A 13,746-nucleotide genomic window follows, 5' to 3' on the forward strand; every position below is an offset into this window, starting at 1 on the left:
CGAGGTCATCAAGACTTATTGTCGGGGGTCGGTCCCATGGCCCAGGGCCAGGCCGTCGGGGAAAGTCGGAGACCGCTCGAACGCCGCCATGACCGAGTACCGATCGGCGTTGTCGATCGAGCGCAACGGGAAAGGGAATGAGTAGACCCAACGACCGTCGCTCGAGAACGCGGGGAGGATCGGCAGGCAATTCTCGGACAGCGTGCGGATCTCGGACGGGGCGACGGTGGGGAGCCCGGTCCCACCGTCGACCTTGAGGGGCGCGAGCCTCAGGTCCCAGCCGGCCTGGCCGACCTTCTGGCAGAGGTAGGCGAGCGAGAGTTCTCCACCCGGCAAGGTCGAGACGGTCGGCATGCGTTCGGCGATCGAGTGTCCCTCGAAGTTGGCCGGGGGCTCGACCCTCATCAGGCGATCGGCCGCGACAATCTCGGTCCCTTCGCGATTGAGCAGGATCGTCCAGAGCTCCGGCCGCCTCAGCACGTGAAGGCCCCGGGCCCGATCGTAGTAGGAGAGCGAGACGATGAGCCGGCCCTTGAACCTCGGGTCGGTCGGCCAGTAGGGGTCGGAGAGCATCACGATCCCATCGCCGGGCGACTTCGCCCGCCAGGTAATGGCCGTCGGCTGCGACTCGTCCTCGCCGCCGAGGCTCCAGGAGCCGTCGGTCTTCGGGAAGGTGAAGCGATAGAGCTTGCCGTCCCCCGAGCCGAAGAGGACGCGGTCCGGATCACCTGGGTAGAAGCAAGGGCTGCTCGTGGGCACCGTCTCGAGCTCGACGTGGTCGATGACCTGGCCGTCGGGGAAGCGGTATCGCGCGAGCCCATATCCGTTGCAGAGCCCGTCGTCCCTCCGGCTCGCCCAGCGTGCGATCACCTGCGCCGCGCCCTGGCCATCCTCCCAGGGTGAGTACGTCGCGCAGTCGACGTCCTCCCCCTTGGGGAAATCGGCCTTGACCAATCGCCCCGACTCGGGGTCGAGGAACCGCGCGAGGCGCCCGCTCGTCGTGAAATGGTATCCGCTGACCGACGAATAGGTGGTGCCCTTGAAGATCCGGTAATTCGAGGGACGGGGCGTCATCCTCCCGACCGCCACGGCGGCGATCGTCGACGCCAGGACGAGCAGGCCGATCCCACGAAACAGGCCGAACAGCGAGAAACGCATCCAGGAACTCCCAAGGATCACTCGACGGCCGGCCCAGCCCGAGGGCCCGGGGGCGGCCTCTCGCGAGGGCACGAAGCGATCGCCAATAAGAAACATTTTTTACGAATGTTCAATGAAGAATCTGAGATTCTTCCGAAACAAACGACGCGGGCTCCGGGGGAGAGTCCGGGGGCGTCGGGGGGTGGGAACGAGTGCGGCGGTCTCGTTCGGTCGTCCCGGGGGAGGGACGGCGAGGGCCATGTCATCCTGGACACGGCAGGTTCGCGGGGGCGCTTCGCGATTTCATTCCTCGGGCGGTTGAGCCCAAGGCTTGCCGCAGGCGGGAACAACCATTCCGCCAGGAATCATAGGCAAGTCCGGGACCAAGTCCACGATTTCATGCAGGATCGCCGGTCGGATGACCCCGACGCGGCATCTCCACAAGGCAGGACGGTTGCCCTTACCTGGAGACAGCTCACCACTTGGGTCGGAGGGTGGGCGGGCGTTCGGGGAGCGAAAAGGCGGTAAGGGGCCGGCCCCGCTCGGACACCGACACCGCCCGAGACAATGGCCGACTCGCCGAGGATCTACGCAACCCTGCCTTCTCGGTGGGATCTTCCGAAGAAATGGGACAAATGTCGGCCTAGGTTTGCGAACCCCGGGCCGTCGCTTGAATCGGCGGCGCGCACCGCGCTACAATGACGTGGCTTCACGACCGGCCGGCGGCCTTGAGGGTGGAGACGGGTCCCGGTCGATGCGGCCCACGTCTCTACCCCGTGGTGGCGCGACTCAATGGTCGGCCGCCGTACCCCAGGGTCGAACCTCCGCATGTCCAACGCAGGCGATCGCATCACGCAACTGCTCGACGAGTTCCGCCACTCACGCGACGTGATGGTGGCCGAGCTGAATAAAGTCGTCATCGGCCAGCGTGAGGTGATCGACCAGATCCTGGCCGCCATCTTCACCCGCGGCCACGTTTTGCTGGTCGGCGTGCCCGGCCTCGCCAAGACCTTGATGGTCAGTTCGATTGCCAAGATCCTCGACGTCGGCTTCAAGCGGATCCAGTTCACCCCCGACCTGATGCCGTCGGACATCACCGGGACCAACGTGCTCGAGGAGCCCGAGGCCGGCCGACGCGCCTTCCGGTTCGTCCCGGGCCCGATCTTCACCAACATCCTCCTGGCGGACGAAATCAACCGGACCCCGCCCAAGACCCAGGCCGCCCTCCTCCAGGCGATGCAGGAACGGGAGGTTACCGTCGGGCAGGACACGTTGAACCTGCCCGACCCGTTTTTCGTCATCGCGACGCAGAACCCGATCGAGCAGGAGGGGACGTACCCCTTGCCCGAAGCCCAGCTTGACCGCTTCATGTTCGACATCCGTGTCGGATATCCGACGCTGGACGAGGAGAAGAAGATCCTCTCGGCCACGACCAAGGGGGAGTCGACCGAGCTCAAGAAGGTGCTCTCCGGCAAGGCGATCGTCAACCTCCAGAAGCTCGTGACTTCGGTGCCGGTCTCCGACTACACGGTCGACTACGTGACGCGGCTCGTCAGAGCCACCCGCCCCTCCGACGAGAAGTCGCCCCAGTTCATCAAGGACCTCATCGACTTCGGGGCGGGGCCTCGCGCGGGACAGAACCTGATCCTCGGCGGGAAGGCGATGGCCGCGCTGGACGGGCGGTTCAGCGTTTCGCTGGACGACATCCGCCGGGTCGCGATCCCGGTGCTCCGCCACCGGATCAGCACGAACTTCCAGGCCCAGGCCGAAGGCCAGACCACCGAGAGCCTGATCCGCCGGCTCATCGCCGAGATCCGCGAGCCCGACGTCCCCAAGTACGATCGGAAGAGCGCCCAGGCGTGACCGACGCACCGCCTCCCCGTTTTTCCCCAGCGTCCACGAGGAGGCCCAGGCCCTTGGCAACCCGCTCATCGACAACCGAGGTTCTTGTTCGACTCGGCCCCGACGACGCCGATCGCGCCGTCTCCGCCGAGGAATTCGCCCACGCCGAGTTCGTCGGACCCTGGAAGTACGAGCGGGCCGCAGGGAGGCTGGTGGTCATGTCGCCCGACAGCCCGGAGCACGATGCGATCTCCGAGCCGCTGCGTGACCTCCTCGGGGCCTATCGGCTGGCCAATCGACAGGTCGTGGAGCGCGTCGTCTCCGAGGCCTGGGTGCGGATCCCCGGCGGGACCGACCGGATTGGGGACATCGGCGTCTACCTCGTCGCCGGATCTTCCGACGTGTCACGACCCGATCGAGCCCCGGAGCTCATGTTCGAGGTGGTGAGCGAAGGCAAGGCATCGGCGGATCGGGATTACCGCGAAAAACGGCTCGACTACCATCGAATCGGCGTCCTTGAATACGTGATCCTCGACCGCCTCGCCGGTCGAGCCACCGTCCTGACGTACGACCGCGACGGATATCGAGAGCGCGTCGTGCCGAGGTCGGGGACGTATGAGAGCCCCTTGTTGCCGAGGCTCGCGATCCCGATCGCCGAGCTCCTCCCGTGATCATGTGAACGACGTCGTACGAACCCGAATCTCGAGTCGCGAGGTTGCCCGGTGTCGAGCACGGCCGAAAAATATCTGAAGCCCGAGGTGATCCGCCAGGTCTCCCGGCTCGACCTTCGCGCCAAGTTCATCGTCGAAGGGTTCATCGCCGGGTTGCACGCGAGCCCGTTCCAGGGGTTCTCGGTCGAGTTTTCCGAGCATCGCAAGTATACGCCCGGTGATAACATCGCCGACATCGACTGGAACGTCTTCGCGAAGACCGACCGGTTCTATATCAAGAAGTTCCAGGCCGAGACCAACCTCACGGGATACCTCGTGATGGACCTTTCGGGGTCGATGGGGTACACCTACCGACAAGAGTTGACCAAATTTGAATATGGCATCAGCCTTGCTGCAGCCTTGGGTTACCTGATGATCCACCAGCAGGATCCGGTCGGCCTGGTCGCGTTCGACGACCGGGTCCGCCAGAGCCTGGCGCCCAAGAGCAAGCGATCGCAGCTCGGCAACATCCTCTCGCTCCTGGCGAAACTGAAGCCGGCGGGGGAGACGGCGATCGCCAAGAGCCTGCACCAGGTCGCGAGCATGTTGCGACACCGGAGCCTGGTGATGCTCTTCAGCGACCTGCTCGGCGACCCCGAGCCGATCATCCACGCGCTCCATCGGCTCCGATTCGCGGGGCATGACGTGATCATCTTTCATATTCTTGATGAAGCCGAGGCCCTCTTCCCGTTCGAGGGGATGCTCGAGCTCGAGGACAACGAGACGAACGAGACCCTGCTGGTCGACGCCGAGGGGATCAAGGCCGACTACCTCGAGGAGGTCGCGGCCTTCCAGGGGAAGTTCCGCAAGGAATGCCGGTCCGCCCGGATCGACTATGCCGCACTCCACACGGGGATGCCGTTCGACAAGGCGTTGATGAGCTACCTCCTCAGCCGGCAGGCGCGGGGATAATCGGGCGGGTGGGACACGTGGGCCGGGCGCTCGAATTGAGATCGCGGGAACCCTAAAGCCGGACGGAGTGCGATGGACATCTCCCTGATTCACGCGGGACTGGCGGGGGGCGCGGCGCTCGCCGCCTTGCCCGTGATCCTGCACCTGTTCATGAAGCAGACGCCCAAGCGCGTCGTCTTCCCCGCGCTCCGGCTGATCAAGGAACGGCAGAAACGCTCCAAGAAGAAGCTCCGCGTCAAGAACTGGCTGCTGCTCATCGCGAGGGCGGCGCTCGTGATGCTGATGGCCCTGGCGCTCGCCCGCCCCCGGCTCTACTCGCAGACCTCCCTCGGCGACCAGGAAGTCCCGACGGCCGTCGGGCTCGTCTTCGACACGAGCCTGTCGATGGGCTACGAGGAGCGGGACAAGAGCCGGCTCACCGAGGCCAAGGAGCGCGCGAACGAGATCCTCCGGAAGATGCCCGACACGAGCGAAGTCTTCGTCGTCGACTCGTCGGAGCCTGGCTCCCAGCCGTTCTCCCCGGCGGCGGCCCGCGAACGGATCAAAGGACTCGAGCTCCGAGGGGCGACTCGCCCGCTCAACGTGGCGGTCGGCCAGGCTTACGCGGCCGTCGCCGAGTCCGACCGCCCCCGGCACGAGGTCTACATCCTGACCGACCTGGCCCGATCCGCCTGGGACCTCGACCACGCCGTCGAAGGGCTCGGTCCGACGGCCAAGGAGAAGGTCGCGACGAAGGCCGCCAAGAAGAAATCCATGACCGCTCCCGACATCGCCACTTACGTGCTCAAGCTCTCGCCCAAGGAGTTCCGCGACGTCATCGTCGCCGATGCCGCCCCGTCGGCCAGCATCGTCTCGCAGGGAGACCCGATCGAGATCAGGGCCAAGATCCGGTCGATCGGGCCGGCGACGACGAGGACCGTCGAATTCGTCCTCGACGGGAAGCCCCGGCTCCGCCAGGCGGTCTCACTCCCCGCCAACGGGGAGGTTGATGTCAAGTACGTCCATTCGAAGGTCGAGACGGACGTGCCGATCCATCAGGGGAAGGTCAGCCTGAGCAGCGGCGTGGATGCGCTCAAGTTCGACGACGTCCGCTATTTCACGTTCAAGGTCCGCCCCTCGCCCCAGGTCCTGGTCGTCTCCGACAAGGCGATCGACTCGGAGTTCATCAACCTGGCCCTCGACCCGGTCGTCCGACCCGAGGGGCTGCCCAGGACCTGCCGCGTCACCACGATGCGGACTGAGAAATTCGCCGGGCTCGACGCGGACGACCTCAAAGATTACGCATGTATCTTCGTCAATAACGTGGCCAGGCTCGGGGTCACCTCCTGGGGCCGACTCAGCCAGTATGTCCACGAAGGGGGAGGGGGGCTCGTCATCGGGCTGGGAGACCGTTGCCTTCCCGACGACTACAACGACACGACCGCCGCACAGTTGATCCCCGCCGCGATCAAGAAGGCCGAGACGCCGAAGGACGCGTTGACCTTCGGCAAGGTGACCGACCTCACCCACCCGCTCTTCAAGCGATACACCCGGGAGATCGACGCCCAACTCGCCCTCGTCCCGGTCTACCACTACTGGTCGATCACGCCGCCCGAGGGTTCTCGGTCCCTCCTCGCCTATTCGAACGGAGCCCCGGCCCTCGTCGAGCGGACCTTTCGGACGGCGAAGACGGGGCGTGTCCTCCTCTGGACCACCCCGCTCGCCAGGCGTCCCCTCATGAAGGATCCGGCCGCCTGGAACGAATTCCCGCTCGCCGACCTCAGCTACGCCTTCTGGGTCGTGATGAACCAGACCGTCCCCTACCTGGCGGGCAGTTCGGACGAGTCGCTCAACTACGAGTCGGGCCAGGACGCGGTGCTCGCGATCGACCCGACCCGGCCGTTCAAGAACTACACCGTGCAGAGCGCCGACGGCAAGACGACCCAGCGCCTCAGCCCACCGGCCAGCAGCGACTCGCTGGTCGTCGTCTCCCCGACGATCGGGCAGTGGGAAGTGACCGGCTCCAACCCCGAGGGGGAGTCGCGAAAGCTCGGGTTCAGCGTCAACCCCGACCCACGGGAGACCCAGTTCACGCCCCTGGAAACCCGAGACCTCGATGCCCTCTTCGGCAAGGATAAGTACAAGCTCGCCGACGACGCGGGGTCGTTGTCGCAAGTCGTCGCGATCGGGCGAATCGGGCGCGAGATCTTCCCCCTCCTGATGGCCTTGATCCTGATCCTAGTGACCCTCGAAAACCTGCTCGCCAACCGATTCTATCGCGAGAGCACCCCGGGTTCGGGGACCAAGCCGGCGGTCGGGACGGCTTTGAGCGGGTAACTCTCGGATTGCGCCCCTTGACAATACAAGCCCGAAGCGCAAGCGAGTGATTGTTCTTCGATTTCAGCGGGATGGATTCACTCGCTTGCGCTTCGGGCCTTTGAGGAATCTTGGTGGGAAGCCGTGTGAGGGGATCTATCCGAGTGTTATCCGGCTCACGATGACCGCAACGACGAAGGCGACCTCCCCGGCCCTGGTGACTCCTCACGGCTGGATTGGGAGCGGTCGTCCTCAGAGGATTCGGAGAGAAAAGGTTACGTCCGAGCCGAGGGAGGGTAGAATCGGTCGTGAAGGGAATCGGCGTCTCATTTGCAACCTGTTGATGAGACAGGGTTCCCGGCCACGTGATCCCCTTTCGGTGAACTTTCCGACGTCCTCGACGAAGGAATCGAAGAGTTGCGGTCGGTACTCTTGCCCTTGCGCGTTGCCCTGGCCCCGGATCTCCAACGAAGGTCGCCGTGATGAGCGTCAGCTTCACCCCGATCGGTCCTTGGTCCGTGGTCGTCGTGGCCGCGTTGGTGGTCACGGCCTTGACCATCTGGGCCTACCAGCAGCGCCTGAAAGGCACGACCGGTCGTTGGCGATGGTTTGCACTCGGCCTACGGCTCGCGGCGGTCTTCCTCTGCGTCCTGGCCGCCTTCCGTCCTTCGGTGATCGTCCAGGAGAAGAAGAAGCAGCCCTCCTCGCTCATCTTCCTCGTCGACGACTCGATCAGCATGAAGATCGCCGACGAGCTGGGAGGGAAGGCCCGGTCGACCGGGGCGAACGAGACGTTGACCAAGGGGCTCGCGGCGACGAAGTCGCTCGGGCCGAACCTTCAAATCAAGACCTACGCCTTCGACGGTGCGCTTCACGACCTGCCCAAGGGGGAGGCCGCCGAGCCGAAAGGGCGGTCGACCGAGATCGGCCCGATCCTCTTGGACGCGGTCAAGCGACAGTCGGGGACGAAGGTCGCGTCGGTCGTCCTCCTCTCCGACGGCGCGAATAACGGCGGGATCAACCCGGACGTCGTCGCCCGGCAGTTGAGGAGCCAGCAGATCCCGGTGGTGACGGTCGGATTCGGCTCCGAGAGTGCGGGGCTCAACTCGCGCGACGTCTCATTCCGCGACCTCGTCGTGGGGCCCACCGTCTTCGTCAAGAACCAGCTGCTCATCAACGGGTCGGTGGTCGCCCGGGGGTTCTCGAACAAGTCGATCGATGTCGAAATGTTCGTCGACGACGACAAGGAGCCGGTCGCCCGGACGAAGGTCCGGGTCCCCGAGGGGGCCGAGAGCGTCCCGATCACGGGCCTGAAGTATCTCCCGCAGACCCCCGGCGAGAAGAAGATCACGCTGGTCGCCAAGCCGCTGGACAACGAGCTGATCCAGACCAACAACACCGTCAGCACGTTCGTCACGGTCCAGGCCGGGGGCCTGAACGTCCTGTTCCTCCAGGGGCCGCACTCCCCCTGGGAGGCCAAATTCCTGCTGCGTGCGATCAAAGCGTCGCCCGACATCAATTGCGAGGAATGGGTCCTCCGCAAGCCGGCGACTGACGGAAAAGGGGGGCTCGACGATGCGCAGCTCGCCCTCGGCAAATACAACGCCTACATCATCAGCGACCTGCCCGCCGATCACTTGACGCGAACCCAGCAACAGCTCCTGTCCCGGGCGGTCGAGGGCGGGGCCGGGCTGATCATGCTCGGCGGACGCTCGAGCTTCGGCCCGGGCGGTTGGGGAGAGACCAGCCTGGCCCAGGTCCTCCCCGTCCAGATGAGGAGCGACGACGGCCTGCTCGAGGGGGGGGTCAAGTTCGTCCCCAACCCCACCGGTCTCGAGAACTACCTCTTCCAGGTCGGCTCCGGCCAGGCCGAGAACCAGCAGATCTGGGACGCGATGCCTCCGCTCACCGGTACGAATCGTATGGGCGAGCCCAAGTTGAACGCGACCGTGCTGGCCCAGGCGCCGGGGGCCGACGGCGAGCCCTTGATGGTGATGATGCAGCCCAAGTCCGGGCGCGTGCTCGCCTTCGGCGGCGAGACATGGGTCTGGGCCCGCGAGAGCGACGCGAGCCGCTCGGCCCACCGCAAGTTTTGGAGGCAGATCATCTTCTGGCTCTCCCACAAGGAGGACCAGGGGGACAACAAGGTTAAGGTCACGCTCGACAGCCGACGGATCTCGGTCGGTCAGAAGCTCAACATGACCGCCACCGCTCGCGACCCCAAGAACGCCCCCATCACCAATGTTCGGTATGAAGCCTCCGTGAGCCGCGAGGACGCGGGGGACTTGCCCCAGAAAATCGACGACTTCTTCAACGATGGGGAGCAGGCCAGGGGCTACTATCTTGCCCTCGGCCAGCCCGGTACCTACAAGGTCACCGTCACCGCATTCCGCGATGGCCGGGACATCGGCCGCGACAGCGGCCGATTCCTCGTCTACCAGGACGATCGTGAGCTCGAAAACCCCGCAGCCGACCTCGGGCTCCTTCGACAGCTCGCCCAGACCACCGGCGGGGCCTACGTGCCGTCCGAAGAGCTCCCCAAGTATCTCAAGGATCACCTCGACGGGAAGATCTACAGCGACTTCGTCACTCAGACCGAGCACAAGGTCTGGGACAACTGGCCCTTCTTCCTCCTCTTCACCACGTTGCTGACGCTCGAATGGTGGCTGCGGAAGCGAAACGGATGGGTTTGACCATATTCTGATTTCTAGAACATTCCGAGGTGTTCCGGATCTCGCGCAACCGGGTGAGATCATCCTCGACTGGGCCTGGGGGCCTTCGTCTTGGATCAGCCGGCGGCCTGGGCCAGGAAAGATGGACCGGGTTCTTCGGGGTTTGAGGGGAAACTCGTACTCGATGGGATCGCGACCGGCCGGTAAATCTGGCCGAGCAGGACGACGAGGCCCCAGAGTCCCAGCGTGAACGAGGTGATGGCCAGCCCTCGACCGAAGCCGGGGGCCTCGTACCGCATGACGATTTCGTGGGCGCCTGGAGAGGGCAGGGGAATCACGCGTTGGGCGTGGTTCCCGCGGAGGATTGCGACAGCTCGACCGTCGACGCTCGCGGTCCAGCCCGGGAGCCAGGTATCGGCGACGACCAACAACCCGGGGGCCTGGGTGCGGACCTTGACCACCACGCGGTCCGGGTCATTCGAGGACCACTCGGCCGGGGTGAACGGCTGGCGAGGATTATCGGGGCCGAGCGGATCTTCGGGCATGAGGACGGACTGTCGCGGGTCGGACCGGCCGAAGGCCGCACGCATGGCCGAGGGGTCGTCCGGGGTCAGCTCGGCGCGAGGGACGACGTAGGCCCGGGGCATCGCGGTCGGATTCCGGTGGATCGCGTAGGTCAGGCCGTCCCAGGGCCCCGAGGCAAGCAAGGGCCAGTGCGGGTCGGGCTCGACGTGGTCCGACACCAGGAACGCCACGTTCATACGGTCCAGGACCCCCTGTCGGACCCTGCGATGGTGCTCAGCGACCGCCTCGCCCATCATCTCGCGCGGGCTGGTCTTCTCGGTGAGGTAGAGCAGGGCGTAGAGCGACTCGTACAGGTCCGCGGCCTGCTGGATCTGGAACGAGTCGTTGATGTTGATCTTCTCGAAGCCGTGCGAGGCGGCGCGGATGTCGTGGTAGAGCGTGTCCCGGGCCCGGATCCGGAACGGGCCGGCGAACGGGCGACTCTGCCGCGCAAGCGCCGTGCTCACCGGGTCGGCGCCGAGGAACGGCTCGGGAGAGGAGACCTTGAGCAGCGCGTGGCCGTGGAGCGCCAGCTCGATCAATGCAAGGCCCCCGAGAGCGGCCGCCGCAATTCGACGGTGAGAGGGCCGATACGCCCCGAGCGCGACAAGGCCGACGGCGCCAACCAGCGCAAGCCAGAAAATACCGCTCTCGGCCAGGCGCAACCCCGCCCTCGGGAACAGGTAGGGCTCGCTGGTTGGACGCCTTTGGGTCAGGCGGAGCGTTTGGAATTGCGGCTGGGGCCGAACTCGACCGGTCGGCCGCGGGGGCTCCGGACCGGCGAGCGCGGCGAGGAGGAGGATCCCCACGACGAGGGCCAGGGCGGCGCGACCGAGTCCACGAGACATCCGGCGCCAATCGACCGTCGAGGGGACTCGCTGGAGCAGGGCATCGACCCCAAGCCCGGCCAAGACCGAGGTCCCGAGACTCGTCAGGAAGAGTGACCGTGAAGGCACTCGGAATCGGTTCATCCCCGGGACGACCTCGAAAAGCAGAGTGAAGAGTCCCAGGCGCCTTCCCGCCGCAAACAGGAGCGTCAAGCCGATCAGGATGAGCCAGCCGCGGACCATCGCCCGGTCGTTGAACCAACGGGCTGCGATCGACGCGAGGATCAACGGAACCAGGCCGATCGAGAGGAGCGACTCCCAGTAGTTGTCATGGCCGAAGTAGTCGGCCGGACCGCCGAGCGACGTCGGGCTGAGGAGTTGGAAGACGCTCAGGGCATGAAGCTGGTAATGATTGACCTTGCCCAGGTCGAATCGGCTCTTACTTAAGGTCCATCCCTGCGCCACGAGGTCGGGGACCAACTCGACCGCCATCAAGCCGACCGACAGGCCGAGGACGCACGACCACAGCAGGATCCAACGAACACCACACCGTACCCCGACCGCTCTCGTTCGGGAAACCGAGTCGCCGAGGGCCCAAGCCCCGAGGACGAAGACCAGGTAGAACCACTCCTGGGGGTGTCCCGCGAGGAAGCAGAGGGCGAGGATCGCCGGCAAGGTCGCGCCTCCGGCCCAACGGCCCTCGCGAAGCTCGCGGTAGGCCCAGAAGGCCCAAGGGTACCAGGAGACGGCCCAGACGTGGGGGTAATGCCCCTCGAACGTGTGGGCCAGGACGTAAGGACAGGCCTGGAAGCAACCCGCCGCGACTGTCGACGCCGCGACCCCGGCCCCCAGACGTCGCATCAGGACGTAGACGCCGACTCCGGCCCAAATCAGGTGCGCGACGGTGATCCAGCCGAGCGAGGCCGGAGACCCCGACGCCAACGCGATCCAGTAGGGCGGGTAGAAGAGTCCGGCTTGGGGGTTCCCGATCATCGGCCGGCCGCCGAAACCCGACGAGTCCCACTGGGGGAGTCGTCCCAGGCGCCCCACCTGTTCGGCCACGTGCAAGAAGTGGGGGAGCAGGACGTAAGTCAGGTCGTTGCCGAGGTCGCGGATGTCGCGTTGGGCGTAGTCCAGGCTCGGCTTCTGGCCGTCGACGAGCAAGGCTCCAGGGCCGGCCACCAGGCGGGAGAAACAGGCCAGGGCGAGCACCACCAGGACCGAACCGGCGATGAGACCGTCTCGCCGGGAGCCCATTACGGGCGAGAGTCCCGGCCTTCGTCGACCTTCGCGACCGCGGGGTTCCCGTTGCGCCCGATGTGGGGTCGGTGTGGGCCGGGGATCGCCGAGCCTCCCTTGATCTTCTGGATCAGGCCGAAGTAGCGGTCGAGGTGTGCGGTCTCGGACCATTCCCCGGTCCGCTTCGCATAGCCGACATCCGCCAGTTCGTCCCGGAGAGGCTCGTCGTGGACGATCCTTCGGAGTGCGAGGAGGAGTTCGGCGTCGGTCGAATAGCCGATCCCTCCGCCGCTCTGCACGCCCGTCTCCTGGAGCGCCCCGCCGCCGTTGTGGACCACGACCGGGGTCCTCACCGCGAACGCCTCGAGGACGACGTAGCCGAAGGTCTCGGGGAAGAGCGAGGGGACGACGACGGCCCGGGCGCCGTGGAAGAGGCGGGCGAGCCCTTCGCCGCCGAGGAGCCCCTCGAAGTAGACGTTCGGGAGACCCTTGGCCAGTTCCTTGAGCTCGCGCTCGTAGTCGCCCGTCCCGGCGATCCGGAGGTCGACCTCGGGGAGGTAAGCCATCAAGGGGATGAGACGCTGGAATCCTTTCATGCGGACGAGGCGACCGGCGGCCGCGAGGTAGGGCCGGCCGTTGGCCTGGACCTCCGGCTCTTCGTCCTCGATGCCGTTCGACCAGTCGTCGGGCAGGAAGTAGGGGAGGTGGATGAGCGGGGCCTCGATCCCTCGGCTGCGGTGTTCTTCCAGCGTGTGTCGGCTCGGGAAGACGAGCGCGTCGAGCTCTTTCAGGGCCTTCCCGATAGCCCCGGTGTAGCGCCAGACCTGCGGCGGACGGCCCCCGGCGATGCTGCATCGGATGCAATTCGGGGCGTCGCACGCGCGGCTCCCGTACTTCCAGAGCAGGTGCATCGGGCAGATCAGCCAGTGCTCGTGCGCAGTCATGATCCGCACGGCCTTCCGGCCGAGCCGGAGGACGTCGGGGCCGCCGACGAGGGAGATATTGTGAAAGTGGACGACGTCGGTGTCGACCGAGTCGAGCGCCTCGCGGAGCGCCTTGCCCTTGAAGTAGGGACGACCGGTCACCTGGGTCGCCAACGGCGAGAGCGTCCCATATCCGCTCTCGAGCCGATGGACGTGCAGCCCGGGGGGAGGCGTGTAGGGCCGCAAGGGGTGGCGGCCTCGGACGGCGTTGAAAGCGTCGGCGCAGTGGAAGACGTGGACTTCATGCCCGCGACGGCAGAGGGCTCGAGCAAGCCGATCGACGTAGGCCGCGTCGCCCCCAAAGCTGTGCGCGCCGAAGAATGTCGTGACCATGCAGAACTTCAACGGCGACCTCCCTGTCCTTGACCGACAATCCGCCTGCCCCTTCGAGCCTACGCTCCATCGCTCGGCCGTCTTCGATAACGCCGGGGCTGGCCGACTCCAGGATTGTGTCTACCAGCTTCCCTCGGGAAAAGCCAGCGAAGCCTCATCAATTTCGCAGGGCAAGGCGTAAGATCGCTCACAGGCCCGAAGCGCCAGCGAGTGGATCTCTGCGCATTAAACC

General features: G+C 65.9%; 8 protein-coding genes. 5 read left to right on the forward strand and 3 right to left on the reverse strand.

Annotated elements, in window-relative coordinates; translation table 11 throughout:
- Positions 1–15: 15 nt before the first annotated feature.
- Entirely contained in the window at positions 16–1,158 is a 1,143-nt protein-coding gene (locus ACYOEI_RS03080) for a hypothetical protein (protein ID WP_462847809.1), read from the reverse strand.
- An 870-nt stretch (positions 1,159–2,028) separates the two neighbouring features.
- Between ACYOEI_RS03080 and ACYOEI_RS03085 the strand changes: the two genes are divergently transcribed.
- From ACYOEI_RS03085 to ACYOEI_RS03105, 5 genes are all read left to right on the forward strand, one after another.
- Positions 2,029–3,000, forward strand: coding sequence for an AAA family ATPase (locus ACYOEI_RS03085; protein ID WP_462847869.1), 972 nt, complete (start codon positions 2,029–2,031; stop codon positions 2,998–3,000).
- Positions 3,001–3,053: 53 nt separating this feature from the next.
- The gene (locus tag ACYOEI_RS03090; protein WP_462847810.1) at positions 3,054–3,650 is read left to right on the forward strand and encodes a Uma2 family endonuclease; all 597 of its coding nucleotides are present in this window, start codon (positions 3,054–3,056) and stop codon (positions 3,648–3,650) included.
- A gap of 51 nt (positions 3,651–3,701) precedes the next feature.
- Positions 3,702–4,601: a DUF58 domain-containing protein gene (locus tag ACYOEI_RS03095; protein WP_462847811.1), complete on the forward strand. Its 900-nt coding sequence runs from the start codon at positions 3,702–3,704 to the stop codon at positions 4,599–4,601.
- A gap of 72 nt (positions 4,602–4,673) precedes the next feature.
- The gene (locus ACYOEI_RS03100; protein WP_462847812.1) at positions 4,674–6,917 is read left to right on the forward strand and encodes a BatA domain-containing protein; all 2,244 of its coding nucleotides are present in this window, start codon (positions 4,674–4,676) and stop codon (positions 6,915–6,917) included.
- 461 nt (positions 6,918–7,378) lie between these two features.
- Positions 7,379–9,589 (forward strand): glutamine amidotransferase, encoded by a 2,211-nt coding sequence (locus tag ACYOEI_RS03105; protein WP_462847813.1) that lies wholly within the window; start codon positions 7,379–7,381, stop codon positions 9,587–9,589.
- 95 nt (positions 9,590–9,684) lie between these two features.
- Here the strand turns inward: ACYOEI_RS03105 and ACYOEI_RS03110 are convergent, their stop codons facing one another.
- Together ACYOEI_RS03110 and ACYOEI_RS03115 are read right to left on the reverse strand one after the other, a co-directional pair.
- The gene (locus ACYOEI_RS03110) at positions 9,685–12,216 is read right to left on the reverse strand and encodes a hypothetical protein (protein ID WP_462847814.1); all 2,532 of its coding nucleotides are present in this window, start codon (positions 12,214–12,216) and stop codon (positions 9,685–9,687) included.
- The gene (locus ACYOEI_RS03115) at positions 12,216–13,526 is read right to left on the reverse strand and encodes a glycosyltransferase family 4 protein (RefSeq protein WP_462847815.1); all 1,311 of its coding nucleotides are present in this window, start codon (positions 13,524–13,526) and stop codon (positions 12,216–12,218) included. The genes ACYOEI_RS03110 and ACYOEI_RS03115 overlap by 1 nt, the downstream gene beginning before the upstream one ends.
- Positions 13,527–13,746: the final 220 nt, after the last annotated feature.

This window comes from Singulisphaera rosea, assembly GCF_054877945.1.

Coding starts and splice junctions, on each gene's coding strand:
- ACYOEI_RS03080 (WP_462847809.1), bottom strand. CDS start 1,158: ATGCGTTTCTCGCTGTTCGGCCTGTTTCGTGGGATCGGCCTGCTCGTC.
- ACYOEI_RS03085 (WP_462847869.1), top strand. CDS start 2,029: ATGGTGGCCGAGCTGAATAAAGTCGTCATCGGCCAGCGTGAGGTGATC.
- ACYOEI_RS03100 (WP_462847812.1), top strand. CDS start 4,674: ATGGACATCTCCCTGATTCACGCGGGACTGGCGGGGGGCGCGGCGCTC.
- ACYOEI_RS03105 (WP_462847813.1), top strand. CDS start 7,379: ATGAGCGTCAGCTTCACCCCGATCGGTCCTTGGTCCGTGGTCGTCGTG.
- ACYOEI_RS03110 (WP_462847814.1), bottom strand. CDS start 12,216: ATGGGCTCCCGGCGAGACGGTCTCATCGCCGGTTCGGTCCTGGTGGTG.